The organism is Streptomyces sp. NBC_00271, assembly GCF_036178845.1.
Classification (GTDB): domain Bacteria; phylum Actinomycetota; class Actinomycetes; order Streptomycetales; family Streptomycetaceae; genus Streptomyces.
Map to the genome: position 1 here is coordinate 7,798,170 of NZ_CP108070.1, position 15,052 is coordinate 7,813,221.

At 70.1% G+C, this 15,052-nt stretch carries 17 protein-coding genes; 13 read left to right on the top strand and 4 right to left on the bottom strand.

The genetic code is table 11. The features are described 5' to 3' along the window. Positions 1-36 precede the first annotated feature (36 nt). Both OG798_RS35565 and OG798_RS35570 read right to left on the bottom strand, forming a co-directional pair. On the bottom strand, positions 37-687 hold the full coding sequence (locus OG798_RS35565) for an AIM24 family protein (protein WP_097224746.1): 651 nt from the start codon (positions 685-687) through the stop codon (positions 37-39). 1 nt (position 688) lies between these two features. Further along, a complete protein-coding gene (locus tag OG798_RS35570) occupies positions 689-1,321 on the bottom strand; it encodes an AIM24 family protein (protein ID WP_095852555.1) in 633 nt (210 codons plus the stop codon). 214 nt (positions 1,322-1,535) lie between these two features. Here OG798_RS35570 and OG798_RS35575 point away from each other — a divergent pair, with 214 nt between their 5' ends. The 5 genes from OG798_RS35575 to OG798_RS35595 all read left to right on the top strand — a co-directional run bounded on the left by OG798_RS35575 (position 1,536) and on the right by OG798_RS35595 (position 4,381). Continuing rightward, positions 1,536-1,883: a DUF3817 domain-containing protein gene (locus tag OG798_RS35575; RefSeq protein WP_075028949.1), complete on the top strand. Its 348-nt coding sequence runs from the start codon at positions 1,536-1,538 to the stop codon at positions 1,881-1,883. Next, on the top strand, positions 1,880-2,173 hold the full coding sequence (locus OG798_RS35580) for an MTH1187 family thiamine-binding protein (protein WP_095852554.1): 294 nt from the start codon (positions 1,880-1,882) through the stop codon (positions 2,171-2,173). Before OG798_RS35575 ends, OG798_RS35580 begins: the two co-directional genes overlap by 4 nt. 149 nt (positions 2,174-2,322) lie before the next feature. Beyond that, positions 2,323-3,072: a hypothetical protein gene (locus OG798_RS35585; protein WP_095852553.1), complete on the top strand. Its 750-nt coding sequence runs from the start codon at positions 2,323-2,325 to the stop codon at positions 3,070-3,072. 23 nt (positions 3,073-3,095) lie between these two features. Next, positions 3,096-3,752, top strand: coding sequence for a DUF4166 domain-containing protein (locus OG798_RS35590; RefSeq protein WP_095857771.1), 657 nt, complete (start codon positions 3,096-3,098; stop codon positions 3,750-3,752). Further along, positions 3,749-4,381: a TetR/AcrR family transcriptional regulator gene (locus OG798_RS35595; protein WP_261688445.1), complete on the top strand. Its 633-nt coding sequence runs from the start codon at positions 3,749-3,751 to the stop codon at positions 4,379-4,381. The genes OG798_RS35590 and OG798_RS35595 overlap by 4 nt, the downstream gene beginning before the upstream one ends. Positions 4,382-4,401: 20 nt before the next feature. Here the strand turns inward: OG798_RS35595 and OG798_RS35600 are convergent, their stop codons facing one another. Next, complete coding sequence (locus OG798_RS35600; protein WP_267062856.1) at positions 4,402-5,388, bottom strand: ArsR/SmtB family transcription factor; 987 nt, start codon at positions 5,386-5,388, stop codon at positions 4,402-4,404. A gap of 99 nt (positions 5,389-5,487) precedes the next feature. Here OG798_RS35600 and OG798_RS35605 point away from each other — a divergent pair, with 99 nt between their 5' ends. From OG798_RS35605 to OG798_RS35620, 4 genes are all read left to right on the top strand, one after another. Continuing rightward, complete coding sequence (locus OG798_RS35605) at positions 5,488-6,813, top strand: MFS transporter (protein ID WP_095852550.1); 1,326 nt, start codon at positions 5,488-5,490, stop codon at positions 6,811-6,813. Positions 6,814-6,824: 11 nt separating this feature from the next. Beyond that, on the top strand, positions 6,825-7,334 hold the full coding sequence (locus OG798_RS35610) for a MarR family winged helix-turn-helix transcriptional regulator (RefSeq protein WP_095852549.1): 510 nt from the start codon (positions 6,825-6,827) through the stop codon (positions 7,332-7,334). Between the two features lie 95 nt (positions 7,335-7,429). Next, on the top strand, positions 7,430-7,768 hold the full coding sequence (locus OG798_RS35615; RefSeq protein WP_095852548.1) for a DUF3817 domain-containing protein: 339 nt from the start codon (positions 7,430-7,432) through the stop codon (positions 7,766-7,768). Positions 7,769-7,842: 74 nt separating this feature from the next. Continuing rightward, positions 7,843-9,543, top strand: coding sequence for an acyl-CoA mutase large subunit family protein (locus tag OG798_RS35620; protein WP_095852547.1), 1,701 nt, complete (start codon positions 7,843-7,845; stop codon positions 9,541-9,543). Between the two features lie 233 nt (positions 9,544-9,776). On the opposite strand, the gene OG798_RS35625 is transcribed toward OG798_RS35620, so the two are convergent. Continuing rightward, on the bottom strand, positions 9,777-10,403 hold the full coding sequence (locus OG798_RS35625) for a TetR/AcrR family transcriptional regulator (protein ID WP_095852546.1): 627 nt from the start codon (positions 10,401-10,403) through the stop codon (positions 9,777-9,779). Between the two features lie 278 nt (positions 10,404-10,681). Between OG798_RS35625 and OG798_RS35630 the strand changes: the two genes are divergently transcribed. The 4 genes from OG798_RS35630 (at position 10,682) to OG798_RS35645 (ending at position 15,012) form a co-directional block, all read left to right on the top strand. Continuing rightward, the gene (locus OG798_RS35630) at positions 10,682-11,659 is read left to right on the top strand and encodes a tetratricopeptide repeat protein (protein ID WP_328758279.1); all 978 of its coding nucleotides are present in this window, start codon (positions 10,682-10,684) and stop codon (positions 11,657-11,659) included. Positions 11,660-12,317: 658 nt separating this feature from the next. Then, positions 12,318-12,950: a DUF6230 family protein gene (locus OG798_RS35635; protein ID WP_095852544.1), complete on the top strand. Its 633-nt coding sequence runs from the start codon at positions 12,318-12,320 to the stop codon at positions 12,948-12,950. 120 nt (positions 12,951-13,070) lie between these two features. Continuing rightward, positions 13,071-13,703 (top strand): DUF6114 domain-containing protein, encoded by a 633-nt coding sequence (locus OG798_RS35640; protein ID WP_097224743.1) that lies wholly within the window; start codon positions 13,071-13,073, stop codon positions 13,701-13,703. After that, entirely contained in the window at positions 13,693-15,012 is a 1,320-nt protein-coding gene (locus OG798_RS35645; RefSeq protein ID WP_183127170.1) for a hypothetical protein, read from the top strand. Before OG798_RS35640 ends, OG798_RS35645 begins: the two co-directional genes overlap by 11 nt. Positions 15,013-15,052 lie beyond the last annotated feature (40 nt).

The following is a 15,052-nucleotide window of genomic DNA, read 5'->3' on the forward strand; positions in this document are numbered from 1 at the left end:
CGTAGATCACCGGGCCGCCCGCAGTCCCGTACGCGCTCACAGTTTTTCCTCCGAGGCCTGGACGTACACCGCACCACTGCCGCTCAGCTCCAGCTGGAACGCCTCGCCCGAGCCGCGGCCCACCATGTCGCGCCAGCCGAGCGCCGTGGACAGCTTGTTGCGTACGTCACCGTGGTGCGCCACGTACGCCTGGGGGTCGACATGGATGGGGCGCTGGGGGGAGATGGGGACCTCGATCACGCCCCCGTGGGCCATCACGGCCACCGCGCCGTGCCCCTTGAGCGTGGTCGTGAAGAGCCCCTGGCCCGTCACCTGGCCGCGGACCATGCCCATGACCCCGCCCTGCGAGCCGAGGAACATCGTGCCCTGCTGGAGGGTGCCGTCGAAGGCCAGCAGCCGGTCCGCCTCGACGTACAGGGTGTCGCCCGCGAGGTTGATCACCTGGATGTGATGGCCGCCGTGCCCGAAGAAGACCGTGCCGCTGCCCTCGACGGTCATCAGCGGGGTCGCCTCATTGGCGACCCGGCGGCCGATCATCGACATGACCCCGCCCTGGCCGCCCTGGACGTTCGGTGTGAAGGAGACGTCGCCCTTGTAGGCGAGCATCGCGCCGCGCTGACTGAACAGGCGCTGGCCGGGCAGGACCGTCGCCTCGATCATCTTGGAGTTCACTTCGCGGAACGGCATGTCACACGTCCCCCGCGATCGTGTTGCGCTCACTGGGCTGTACGTACACCAGTCCGTCGCCCTCGAAGCGGATCTGGAAGGCCTCGCCGCCGCCCTCGCCCATGAATGTGCGGAAGGTCACGCCGGCCTGGAAGGACTGCCGGACATTGCCCTGGTGCGCGATGTACGCCCCCGGGTCGACCGTCAGCGGGTACTGGGAGCTGACGCGCAGCACCACCGCCGGGCCGTCGGACGTGATCGCCGCCTGGCCGTGGCCCTCGACGGTGGTCGTGAACAGCCCGTTGCCCTGGGAGGCGCCTCTGAGGCCCGTGAAGGACGTGCCCGTCCGCAGGCCCGCGTCGGTCGCGAGCAGGTTGCTCGACTCGACGTACAGCTTGTCCCCCTGGAGGTTCACCAGGTTGATCTCGGAGGCCCGGTCCGCGAACCAGCAGGTCCCTTGCCCCTTCACCTCCATCACCGTCATCTGCTCACCGGTGATGCGCCGGGTCACCATCCCGCGGATCCCCTCCCCACCACCGCTCAGCTTCTTGAACGCCATCTGACCGTCGTACGCGACCATCGAGCCGTTCTTCGCCTTCACGGCGTCCCCGGTCATGTCGACGGCCAGCACCTTGCTGCCTTGAAGTCGGAACATCGCCACGTGGTGAAGGTAGCGGCAGGGCGGGGACGCGGACAGGGTCCAGAGGTGGATCTCACCCCTGAGCGGACCCTTAGGGGCCAAGCGGACATCCCCGCCCCGCACCCCGGGGCCGTGGTGCCCCGGCTCGGGTGCCACAATGGTGGACGCTTGTGCTTACGTTCACAAAGCGGCTCCCCGCCGAAAGCGAATCTCCCACCGAAGGTGACCCGTGGACATTAAGACCGCCACCGCCCTCCGCCGCCTGCGCCTGGTCTCGGCCCCCGAGGCCGTCTCCTTCCTGCTGCTGCTCCTCTGCTCGGTGCTGAAGCGGACCACGGACTTCAACGGGGTGCCCGTCATGGGCTCCATCCACGGGATCCTCTTCATCCTCTACGTGATCTTCTGGGCGGACGCCTGGAGCCGCACCAAGTGGGGCAAGAAGACGGCGGCCCTCTACTTCGTCCTCTCCGTGCTGCCCACCGGCGGCTTCTTCGCCGAGCGCAAGCTGCGGCGCGAGAGCGAGGACGCGGTCATCGCCTCCCGTGCCCGCCGCGAGGGAGTCGTGGAGTCCTCATGATCGTCGCCTTCTCCGTGACGCCCCTGGGCGTCGGCGAGGACGTCGGGGAGTACGTAGCCGACGCCGTCCGGGTCGTGCGCGAATCGGGGCTGCCGAACCGCACCGACGCCATGTTCACCTCCGTAGAAGGTGGGTGGGACGAAGTGATGGACGTGGTCAAGCGCGCCGTCGCCGCCGTCGAGGCACGGGCGCCGCGCGTCTCCGTCGTCCTGAAGGCGGACATCCGCCCCGGCGTGACGGACGGCCTGACCTCCAAGGTGGAGACGGTGGAGCGGCACCTGTCCGCGTAGGCCTCCGGCGGGAAGACCCGAAACCCCGGTCCAGTGGGCCGGGGTTTTTCGCGCCCGATTGTTTGAGCGATCGCTCAAATCCCGGTAATCTCAGGCCTGATCGATTGAGCGATCGCTCAAAAGTGGTCACTGATCTGGGGGTTCGGTAAATGGGGCTCTACGTAGAGACACATGTACGAGGCGATCTCGACGACCTGTGGGCACGGACGCAGGACCCCGCGCAGCACCAGCGCTGGGACCTGAGGTTCACCTCCATCGACCACCTCCCGCGCATCGAGGGCGAACCGCAGCGCTTCCGGTACGCCACCCGGGTGCTGCCCTTCCTGACCGTCGCCGGGACGGGCACCTGCGCCGGGGAGAAGGAGCGCCCCGACGGCACCCGCACCTCCGCCCTGCGCTTCGCCTCCCCGCACCCGCTCTCCCTCCTCGCCGAGGGCAGCGGCTACTGGCGCTACGTCCCCGACGCCGACGGCGTCCGCTTCCTCACCGGATACGACTACCGCCCGCGCTGGGGCCGCTTCGGAGCCGTGGCCGACCGGCTCCTCTTCCGCCCCCTCATCGGCTGGGCCACGGCCTGGTCCTTCGACCGGCTGCGGCTGTGGCTGGAGCGGGACATCACACCGGAGCGGGCGCTGCGCCACTGGCTCGCCGAGTGCGCCGTGCGCGGCTTCGTCCTGCTGGCCGCCTGCTCGGGCACGGTGTACGGGGCGCTCGTGGACGGGGCGGGCCCACTGGCGCCGCTCGCCCTCTACTCGACCCCCGTACTGGCCGTCGTCGCCGCCCTCCTGGCGCTCTTCGCGCCCCCGCTGCCCGGCACCCCGGCCGCCCGCCGCTGCCAGCGCACCCCGATCACGCAGGCCCGTGCGCCGCGCGTCCTGGCCACCCTGGAGCAGCGGTGACCCCCTCCATCTTCCGCACCGCGATGGGCGCCGACTTCGACCGCCTCCACCCCGAGCTGCGCCGACGCTTCTCCGTGGGCCTGGCCGGCGGCGAGGCGTGCACCGGCCACGGCGTCATGGACCGCGTCTGGCACGGAAGGGGCTTCGTGAAGCCGTTCCTGGCCCTCGGCGGCACCCGCAACATCCTCGTCCCGCGTGCGGGCCGGAACGTCCCCTTCATGATCGAGAATGTGCCCTACGCCGACACCTTCGGCCGTGAGACGGTGAGCTTCGTGCGCACCTTCGACCTGCCCGGCCGCTCCCGCCGCTTCGATGCCCAGATGGTGCTGAGCCCCAAGGGCGACCGCGTCCTCGACTACCTCGGCACACATCAGCACCTCGCCAGCGACCTGCACCTGCGCGCCGAGCCCGACGGTTCCCTGCTGATCCGCTCCGGCGAACACCGCTTCCGGGAGGGCCCGGTGGACGTCCGCGTCCCCGAACTCATCGGCGCCGACGCGGAGGTGCGCGAGTCCTTCGACGACTCCACGGGTCGCTTCCACATCCAGGTGCGGGTCGTGAACCGCCACTTCGGCCCGCTCTTCGGCTACGAGGGCAGCTTCCGGGCGACGTACACCGACGTCCGTACCCGCGGGGTGCGGCCCGGGCTGCGGCCCGTCCGCGAGGAGGCGCGCGCGTGAGCGAGGCGACCCGGGCGAAACTGCTGGAGGGCGCCCTGCGGACGCTCACCGAGCAGGGGATCGCGAAGACCTCGGCCCGTACGATCGCGGCGACCGCCGGGGTCAACCAGGCCCTCGTCTTCTACCACTTCGGGTCTGTGGACGAGTTGCTGTCGGCCGCGGTCCGCCACGGGGCGGAGCAGCGGGTCGCGCACTACCGGGAGAGGCTCGCCGAGGTCGGGTCGCTGGCGGAACTCCTGGCGTTCGGGCGGGAGATGCACGAGGTGGAGCGGGCCGAGGGGCATGTCGCCGTCCTGGGGCAGCTCCTCGCCGGGGCGCAGACGGACGCGCGTCTGGCGCCCGCGACCTCGGCGGGGCTGGATCTGTGGATCACCGAGATCGAGCGGGTCCTGGTCCGGGTCCTGGCGCCGACCCCGCTCGGCGAGTTCGCCGATCCGGCCGGGCTGGCGCGTGCCGTCGCCGCGTCCTTCGTCGGCATCGAGCTGTACGAGGGGGTCGACCCCGAGGGTTCCCGGGCCGCCCTCGACGCCCTGGAACAACTGGCCGCCCTGGTCGCCGCCCTCGACACCCTCGGCCCGGTCGCCCAACGAGCCATCCGCCACCACCTGCGCCGCACCACGCGCGGCTGACCGAGGTGACGCGGGGCGGGCTACTGCTCCGCACCCGACGCCAGCGCCATCCCCAGGGGGGTGCGTTCGTACAGGACCTGGTGGCCGTAGCGGCGTGAGGTGAGCAGGCCTCCGGCGCGCAGGACCGTGAGGTGGGCGGAGACGGACGACGGGGCGAGTTGGAGGCGGTGGGCGAGGGCTGTCGTGGTGGTGGGTTCGTCCAGGGCCGTGAGGACGGTGGCCCTGCCCCGTCCCAGGAGTCGCACGAGGGCGTCGGGGGTGTGGTCCGTCGGTTCGGCCCACAGACCGCCGATGCCGCGGGCGGGGTAGGCGAGCGTGGGCTGCCAGGGGGGCTCGAAGGAACTGACCACCTCCGGCCAGATGAAGACGCTCGGTACCAGAATCAGGCCCTGGCCCGCGAGGTCCCGCTCGTGCCGGCCCTTCCACTCGATGGTCAGCGTGTGGGAGCGCCAGCCGAACCGACGGTCGATCTCCGGCAGCAGCCCGCCCAGACCGACCTCCGCGAGCCGCCGCGAGTGGAACGCGATGTCCGCCTCCAGCAGGGCGCGCAGCCGCGGCCAGTCCGGCTCGACGAGCGCGTGCCAGGCCGTCTCCATCAGGTCGGCCAGCTCCTGGACCATACGCATCGGGTCCTTCAACAGCGACCGGCCCCGGAACGACTCGAGGGCGCCGGGAGTGTCCGCGAGCGACCTCGCGGCCTCCTCGCGGGCCGCCTCGGGGTCGGCCGTGCGGACCGCCGCGATCTCCTCCTCGAAGGTGGCCGCAGGACCGATCGGGGGCGGGCAGAGCCAGTCGGGGCAGTAGCCGCGCTGCGGCATCAGCAGCCACAGCGGCGCGAGGTCGAGTCCGGCGGCGGCCGCGCGGATACGGCGCAGCCAGTGCGCGTGGTAGCCGTGCCGCGCGGGACGGTTGAGCGTGCGGACCGCCTCCTGCGTCTCCCACAGGGGCGACACCGCGAAACGGCAGTTGAGGAGGTCGTCCTCCCCGAAGTGCAGAAGGGAAGGCAAGGAAAGGCACCCCCTGAAGCCTGAAGATTCGGCTGGAGCCGAAACTCTACGGGTCGGCCCCGACGGGTGAGCACGCTGTTGCCCATGCCGGAAGCAGACATGGCGGAGACGAAGGCCACAACGACGCTCCCCGACCCACCGACCACCCCACCGAACGCGCCCGAAGCCACGGGCTACGGCCGGGTCTTCGCCGTACGGGAGTTCCGCGCCGTCTTCGCCGCCCACGCGTTCTCGCTGCTCGGGCTGGTGGTCAGCGAGCTCGCCCTGTCCGTCCTGGTCTACGACCTGACGGGCTCGCCCCTGATGAGCGCCCTGACGTTCGCCCTCGGCTTCCTCCCGTACCTCGTCGGCGGCACCCTCCTCGCCGGCGCCGCGGACCGCTTCCCGGCCCGCCGGGTCCTCGTGGTGTGCGACCTGGTGTGCGCGGGCTGCGTGGCCGTCATGGTGGTGCCGGGCGCGCCCATCGCCGTACTGCTGGCCATGCGCTGCGCGCTCGCCGTCGTCTCACCGCTCTTCCAGGGGGCGCGGACGGCGACGCTGACCGACGTCCTCGGCGACGGCGACCTGTTCGTACTGGGCCGCTCCTTGCTGCGCATCGTCTCGCAGGGCGCGCTGCTCGCCGGGTTCGGGCTCGGCGGCGTGCTGCTCACCGTCGTGTCACCGCGCGGCGCGCTGCTCATCACGGTGTGCACCTTCCTGACCTCCGCCGCGGTGCTGCGCTTCGGCACCCGGCGACGGCCCGCGCGGGCCCGTCACGAAGGCGCGCTGGTGCGGGACTCGCTCCACGGAACCCGCAGGATCCTCGCCGACCGGCGTGTACGGGCCCTGCTCCTGCTGTTCTGGGTGCCGCCGATGTTCGCCGTCGCGCCGGAGGCGCTGGCCGCGCCCTACGCCGACGGGCTCGGCGCCGGATCGGCCGGGCTCGGCCTGCTGATGTGCGCCCTGCCGGTCGGCACGATCGCGGGGGAGCTGTACGCGGGTTCGAGGCTGAGGCCCGCCACCCGCACCCGGCTCGCCCTCCCGCTCGTCTGCGTCACCCTGCTGCCGTACGTCGGTTACGTCCTGCGGCCGGACCTCGGCTGGTCGCTGGCCCTGCTGCTGCTCGCGGGCACCGGATCCGCGTACTCGCTCGGCCTGGACCAGTGGTTCGTGCGGGCCGTGCCCGAGGAGCTGCGAGGGCGGGCGATGACGCTGAACACCGCCGGTCTGATGACCGTCCAGGGGGTGGGGATGGCGCTGTCGGGGGTGGCGGCGGAGTTCGCCGGAGTGCGGGCGACCGTCGCGGGCGCGGGGGTGCTGGGCACCGTCTGCTGCGTACTGCTGGCGGTGGAGGCGCGGCGTACGGAAGGGGCCGCGACCCCCGTCGTAGAGGGGTCCGGGACCGAAAGGCGAGACGGGGCTGACCAGCATATGACCGGCGGGTAAGGTCTTATGCCGTGCCGAAGCCGCTCAGCCTTGCCTTCGATCCCATCGCCCGTGCCGACGAACTCTGGAAGCAGCGCTGGGGATCCGTGCCGTCCATGGCCGCGATCACCTCGATCATGCGCGCGCACCAGATCCTGCTCGCCGAGGTCGACGCGGTCGTCAAGCCGTACGGACTCACCTTCGCGCGCTACGAGGCACTGGTCCTGCTCACCTTCTCCAAGGCCGGCGAGCTCCCGATGTCCAAGATCGGCGAGCGCCTCATGGTGCACCCGACCTCCGTCACGAACACCGTGGACCGGCTGGTGAAGTCCGGGCTCGTCGACAAGCGGCCCAACCCCAACGACGGGCGCGGCACGCTCGCCTCCATCACCGAGAAGGGCCGTGAGGTCTGCGACGCGGCGACCCGCGACCTGATGGCGATGGACTTCGGGCTCGGGGCCTACGACTCCGAGGAGTGCGCGGAGATCTTCGCGATGCTGCGGCCCCTGCGCATCGCCGCGAGCGACTTCGACGAGGAATAGACGAGGGACAGAGAAAGGGACGAGCGGAGGTACAGGGGCGCGCCGGGGCAGGGGTGCTCGTAGATCGCGCAAATGGGGTCGTTACGCTCATCCCCATGAAGAAGAGCGTGCTGACCCGCTACCGCGTGATGGCCTACGTCACCGGTGTGCTGCTGGTCCTGCTGACCCTCGGTGTGATCGCCAAGTACGTGCTCGACATGAACGGTGCCGTGGACTTCACCCGCGTCGTCGCCATCGCGCACGGCTGGCTGTACGTCGTCTACCTGGTCTTCGCCTTCGACCTGGGCGCCAAGGCGAAGTGGCCGGTGGGCAAGCAGCTGTGGGTGCTGCTCGCGGGGACCATTCCGACGGCCGCGTTCTTCGTGGAGCGGAAGGTCACCCAGGAGCTGGAGTCGAAGATCGCGGAGGACTCTCCGGCGGTCGTCAAGGCGTAACCCCTGCCGCCACGGGAGTGGTCCGTGGCGGTTTGCCATCGACATTTAGTAGGACGTCCTAGTAAATTCGAAGCATGGACGCTGACGCCATCGAAGAGGGCCGCCGACGCTGGCAGGCCCGGTACGACACCTCGCGCAAGCGTGAGGCCGACTTCACCACGCTCTCCGGTGATCCGGTGGAGCCGGTGTACGGGCCACGGCCGGGGGACAGGTACGACGGCTTCGAGCGGATCGGCTGGCCCGGCGAGTACCCGTTCACCCGCGGCCTGTACCCGACCGGCTACCGAGGGCGTACGTGGACGATCCGCCAGTTCGCCGGGTTCGGGAACGCGGAGCAGACGAACGAGCGCTACAAGATGATCCTTGCCGCGGGCGGCGGCGGACTGTCGGTCGCCTTCGACATGCCGACGCTCATGGGGCGCGACTCCGACGATCCGCGCTCCCTCGGCGAGGTCGGGCACTGCGGGGTCGCGATCGACTCGGCGGCCGACATGGAGGTCCTGTTCAAGGACATCCCGCTGGGTGACGTCACGACGTCGATGACCATCAGCGGACCGGCCGTACCCGTCTTCTGCATGTACCTGGTCGCGGCGGAACGGCAGGGGATCGACCCGTCCGTCCTGAACGGCACCCTCCAGACCGACATCTTCAAGGAGTACATCGCCCAGAAGGAGTGGCTCTTCCAGCCCGAGCCGCACCTGCGCCTCATCGGCGACCTGATGGAGCACTGCGCCGCGAAGATCCCCGCGTACAAGCCGCTGTCCGTCTCCGGCTACCACATCCGGGAGGCCGGCTCCACGGCCGCGCAGGAGCTGGCGTACACGCTGGCGGACGGGTTCGGCTACGTCGAGCTGGGGCTCTCGCGCGGCCTCGACGTGGACGTCTTCGCCCCCGGCCTCTCCTTCTTCTTCGACGCGCACCTCGACTTCTTCGAAGAGATCGCCAAGTTCCGGGCGGCGCGGCGGATCTGGGCGCGGTGGATGCGGGACGTGTACGGGGCGAAGTCGGACAAGGCGCAGTGGCTGCGCTTCCACACGCAGACCGCGGGTGTCTCGCTGACGGCGCAGCAGCCGTACAACAACGTCGTGCGTACGGCGGTGGAGGCGCTCGCGGCCGTTCTGGGCGGCACGAACTCCCTCCACACCAACGCGCTGGACGAGACGCTCGCGCTGCCGTCCGAGCAGGCCGCCGAGATCGCCCTGCGGACGCAGCAGGTACTGATGGAGGAGACGGGCGTCGCCAACGTCGCCGACCCGCTGGGCGGTTCCTGGTACGTCGAGCAGCTCACCGACCGGATCGAGGCCGACGCGGAGAAGATCTTCGAGCAGATCAAGGAGCGGGGGCTGCGGGCGCATCCCGACGGGCAGCACCCGATCGGTCCCATCACCTCCGGCATCCTTCGGGGCATCGAGGACGGCTGGTTCACCGGGGAGATCGCCGAGTCGGCGTTCCAGTACCAGCGGGCGTTGGAGAAGGGTGACAAGCGGGTCGTGGGCGTGAACGTCCATCACGGGTCCGTGACCGGGGATCTGGAGATCCTGCGGGTCAGTCACGAAGTGGAGCGGGAGCAGGTACGGGAGTTGGGAGTGCGGCGGGGTGGGCGCGACGACGCGCGCGTACGGGCCTCGCTGGACGCGATGCTTGCCGCTGCGCGGGACGGGTCGAACATGATCGTGCCCATGCTGGAGGCGGTGCGGGCCGAGGCTACGCTCGGCGAGATCTGTGACGTGCTCCGGGACGAGTGGGGGGTGTACACGGAACCGGCGGGCTTCTGACCCGCCGGGGCTGCGCCCCGGACCCCGGGCGTCCTTCTTTGTCCGCGGGTGCGTGGGGGCTGGTCGCGCAGTTCCCCGCGCCCCTGGGGCCGGGGCTGCGCCCCGGATCCCGCGCCCGCCCGGTTCGTTTGGCTGCGGGCCGGTGGGGGCTGGGCGCGCAGTTCCCCGCGCCCCTAAGACGGGGCTGCGCCCCGGGTACCCCGGTTGGCCAGGTGTCTTGTCCGCTCGGCTGTTCAGGGGGTGGGGGGTGTGGCTGTCAGGCCCAGGAGGAGGACCTGGGTGAATGCTCGGACCCACTCCTCGTCCGCGGGCTCCCCGCTGACGAGAGTGCGATGCACCACCGCCCCCGCGACCACGTCGAAGATGAGGTCCGCCGTACGCGCGGCGGCCTCGGGGTCGGACTCCGGAGGGAGTTCGCCGCGCGCGGTGGCCCGGGCGCGCCCCTCCACGACGAGCCGCTTCTGGCGGTCGACGATGGACGTGCGGATGCGTTCGCGCAGCGGCTCGTCACGGGTCGACTCGGCCACCACCGCCATCAGGGCCGTCGCGGTCTCGGGCCGGTTCAGGAGCGCCGCGAACTGAAGCACCACGCCCTCGATGTCGGCGGCGAGGCTCCCGCGGTCGGGGAGTTCCAGTTCGTCGAAGAGGACGGCCACCGCGTCGACCACGAGCTCGTTCTTGCCCGCCCAGCGACGGTAGAGGGTCGTCTTGGCGACCCCGGCCCGGGTCGCCACGTCCCCCAACGTCAGCTTGGACCAGCCCAGTTCGACCAGCGCCGCCCGCGTCGCCTGCAGGATCGCGGCGTCCGCGGCAGCGCTGCGCGGGCGTCCCGTGCGGGGGGTGGTGGCGCGACTCTGCATGTCAGGACCTTATCCGCCGCCCCGGCCGGCCAAATCAGGCGGTTGTGTGAAGTCGTGAGGGAGATCACCGGGGTATGGCGGACAGGGGACCCACGGGACAGTTACGCTACGAGCCGTAGCGAAAGCTCGTACATGGTGACTCGTGGACGGGCGACAACCATGGGCGTCAGGTGGGGACCCGGCGCCCGACAGCACGGATCGAGTCGGGTCGCGTCGTAAAGCGGCCCGGCTTTCACAGCGCTTTTCACACGTGCGCGAGGAAGGGGGAGGATGTACTCATGCAGCCACGGAACATGTCCATGAGCGGAGTCGTCGACCTCGCCGCGGTGAAGGCGGCCCAGGAGGCCAAGGCGAAGGCGGAGCAGGCGCGCGCCGAAGCCGCCAGGCAGGGCGACGGAGGCGGGGCCGTCTCTCCCGCCGGCCTCGTCATCGATGTCGACGAGGCGGGATTCGAGCGCGAAGTCCTTCAGCGGTCCACCGAGGTTCCGGTCGTCATCGACTTCTGGGCCGAGTGGTGCGAGCCCTGCAAGCAGTTGAGCCCGGTGCTCGAACGGCTTGCCGTCGAGTACAACGGACGGTTCGTCCTTGCCAAGATCGATGTCGACGCCAACCAGATGTTGATGCAGCAGTTCGGGATCCAGGGGATCCCGGCCGTGTTCGCCGTCGTGGCGGGGCAGGCTCTGCCGCTCTTCCAGGGTGCGGCCGCGGAGGCGCAGATCCGCGGGACCCTCGACCAGCTCGTCGAGGTCGCCGAGCAGCGCTTCGGCCTGACCGGCCTGACGGTCGACCCCGACGCCGATCCCGGCAGCGCCCCGGAGGTGCACGAGGCGCCGGCAGGGCCCTACGACGCACTCCTGGAGGCCGCTGTGCAGGCCCTGGACGCGGGTGACTTCGGCGGCGCGGTACAGGCCTACAAGAACGTGCTGAGCGACGACCCGGGCAACACGGAGGCCAGGCTCGGCCTCGCGCAGGCCGAGTTGCTGCAGCGTGTGCAGGGTGCCGACCCGCTCCAGGTGCGCAAGGACGCCGCCGAGAAGCCCAAGGACGTAGCGGCGCAGATCGCGGCCGCGGACCTCGACCTGGTGGGCGGGCACGTCGAAGACGCGTTCGGGCGGCTCATCGACACGGTGCAGCGCACGGCGGGCGACGACCGGGATGCCGTACGGCTGAGGCTGTTGGAGCTCTTCGAGGTCGTGGGTGGCGACGATCCGCGGGTGATCGCGGCGCGCCGGGCGCTGGCGCGGGCGCTGTTCTGATCGGCTCCCGGACCCGGCTCCGCCCGGTGTGCTGACCTGTTCCTAAACGCCGGGGCGTGTGATGCCCAGGTGAAAGATTGGCCGAGAGAGCGGCAGGTGGCCGCGCTTTACCAAAACTTGGTAAACGCGGCCGCTGTTACTGGGAGTAAGTCGGGGGCGTTGATCTGTCGGATTCTGTCCGCGGATCAACTGTTTTGGTGTCCCCCTCGGGGCAACCCAGAGTTGCCGACCGATACCGCCGGGTCGTTGTTCGGTTATCCGGCCGTTACTAGCCAGTAACGAACCCCCTTGTGCGGGCGGCCAGAATGCACCACGATCGGCGACGCTCGGTCCATTCCCCCTACCCCGACAGCCAATCGGGTCAAGGGGTTTTCTGGGTCCCCACCGAGTAGGGGCGGCGGCAGTGGCGCCGGCCCTTGGACAGGGGGGTCTCTGCCGTTCGGCGGAGCCTGTCCAGCAGGTTGTGCGTGATGTGTGTCAGGCGCGACCAGTGGTTGTCGCTCGGGGGTGATCGCCGGTGATGTCGGGCGCAGTTGGCGCTCGACGAGTACGGGCGCTCTCCTTCCCGAGGACGTAGCACTTCTCCCATCCCTGCCCGGCTGAGCCGCCGACATGGGGCAGTCAGGGCCAGGAGATGTACGTCCGAGAAGGAGGAAATATGGAGTCCCAGGTGCGTGGCGGGACCAGATGGAAGCGGTTCGCGGTCGTGATGGTGCCCAGCGTGGCCGCCACGGCAGCGATAGGTGTCGCCCTCGCGCAGGGCGCTCTCGCCGCATCGTTCAGTGTGTCGGGTCAGTCGTTCAAGGTGACGGCGGACTCGCTCCACGGAGAAGGCTTCTCGCAGTACGGAGCCATCGACTCGGGGTACACCCTCGACGGTCAGAAGACGGCTCACCCCGTCGCGGTCTCGGCGTTCAAGTCCGCGTCGATCACCAACATGTGCCAGTCCGTGGTCACCCCGAACATCCCGCTGCTCGGATCGGTCAGTCTGGTCCTGAAGGCGGGCGGCGGTGGCACTCCGGTCCAGGCCGAGAACCTGTACATCGACGTCGAGGACCTGCAGGCTGACGCGGTGTTCCACAACATCGACATCGGTGTTGCGGCCAAGGACGCCAGCAAGGGTCCCGGCATCTCCAAGGGTGACCAGGCGAACCCTTACGGATTCGCCCAGCAGGCCGAATCGGCCGACCTGACCGATGTGAAGCAGACGGCGTGGGCGACCACCGCCGGTACGTTCAAGCTCAGCGGCCTGAAGATGTCGCTGTCCAAGGGCGTCAAGGAGTGCTACTAGGCACTCCAGGGGCGGGCGGGGGAGCCGGCAGCTGCCCCGCCCGCCCCACCTTTTTCCGCAGTACGTGAACTACTCAAGCGCGTACGCCACACAGTAAAGCCGTTCCAGGGAGCCGTTTCCATGAGCGCCGAGTCACCCGGGCAGAGCGAGCACTATCTCCAAGTCTTCCGGCGGAACTTCCGTACCTGGAGGGGCGATCGCCCGTTCTGGGCCGGCTTGTTCATCCTGCTCGGCGGCTTCCCCATCGCCTACTTCCCGTATGCGAACCTCCAGATCGGCCATCTGACGCTGGCGATGTCCACCACCGCCGGCGCCGGCTCCCTGATCATCGGCGTGCTGCTCTGGGTCCTGGGCATCAGTCTCTGGTTCCAGAAGCACGTACGGACCTTCGCCGGGGTCGCGGCGATCCTGCTCGCGCTGGTCTCCATCCCGGTGTCCAACCTCGGTGGCTTCCTCATCGGCTTCCTCTTCGCCATGACCGGCGGCGCGATGGCGGTCTCCTGGGTTCCTGGAGAGCCCGGCGAGGAGCAGCGCGCGCCGGTGCACAAGAGCGAGGGCGGCGCCCCGGGCGCCCCCGACACCACCCCGAACACCCCGAATACCCCGCACCTGCCGCAGAGCCCGGAGTCCAAGGGCATCCAGCACGGTGCCGACAGCGCGGGCCCCGCGGTCGCCGACGAGTCGGGCGAGCCGAAGGACCTGTCAGGAATGAGCTCCGCTCACGGGGCGAACGGGAGGCACAGTGCCGGCTGACGAGGTGACCCGCGGGACCGAGGTGGAGGAGTCCCGGGTGAGATCCGGGCCGCGCCACGCGGCCCCGAGGAAGCCGCTGTTCACCAGGTTCCATGTGCCCGCGGGCAAGGCCGTCGCCATCGCGGCGATGCCGACCGCGGTCCTCATGGGGATGGGGTTCACGCCGACACTCGCCCGGGCCGACGACCACTCGCCCGCCAAGAGCCTGACCGCCGACGAGTACCAGAAGTGCGTCGAGGCCGTGGACGGCAAGGACACGTCGGCCAGCCCGACTCCGTCCGCTTCGGCCTCCTCCTCTTCCTCGGCGAGCGCCTCCGCGTCCGCCGACAAGCCGGAGCCGACCCCCTCGGCCAGCACGTCCTCGTCGCCGGACAAGACCTCTTCGTCGGATTCAGGTTCCGACGACAAGGCCGGGTCCACGCCGACGCCGTCCGCGAGCAAGTCGGCGCAGAGCAGTGGCGGTGGCAGCACTTCGGCGGCGACCCCGTCGGCGTCCGCGAGCAGCGGGGGCGACCTGCTGGGCACCATCGGCGACGCGATCACGGGCATCCTCACCGGCGGCAGCGACTCCACGTCGAGCGCCACCGCGAGCCCCACGCCGTCCGCTTCCGCGTCCGCCTCGGCGAGCGCGACCAAGGACACCGGCGACAAGACCACGTCCGACACGATCAAGGACACCACCGGCAAGGTCGCCGACACGGTCAAGAACACCGTGAAGGACACGACCGACACGGCGACCAAGGCGGCCGAGGACACCACCAAGGCGGTCAAGGACGCGACCGACGCGGTCACCTCGTCCCCCAGCCCGTCCGCGAGCTCCACCACCGACGCGGCGAACTGCCCGGTCGCCACCGACGCCGAAGGCGGCGTCGACAACCCGGTGACCCTGCCCGACGACCCCTGGTACCTGAACGCCAGTTCGCTGCTCCTCAAGGGCGCGGACTACCAGGGCATCGTGAAGGTGAAGACCGCCAACGGCACCGTCAAGAAGGTCCTGAAGTACGTCATCTCCGACGGCACCGACATCGGCGACCTGCACCAGACGGTGAACGACAAGCAGTCCGGCAAGACGTACCACGTGCAGGCCGGCAGCGGTACGACGTCCACCATCCGTAACGGCAAGACGGTGATGTACACCGAGAGCATCTCCGGCAACCTGCTCGGCCTGATCCCGATCACGTTCAGCCCGGACAACCCGCCGCCGCTGAACATCCCGCTGATCTACTTCACGAAGGTGAAGGTCGTCCAGGCCGGCCAGTTCGGTGGCACGCTGACCATCCCCGGGCTCCACCAGTACGTGACCGGCTGACGGCCGGTTGCGACCAAGACCCGTTCGGGAGCCGCACAGG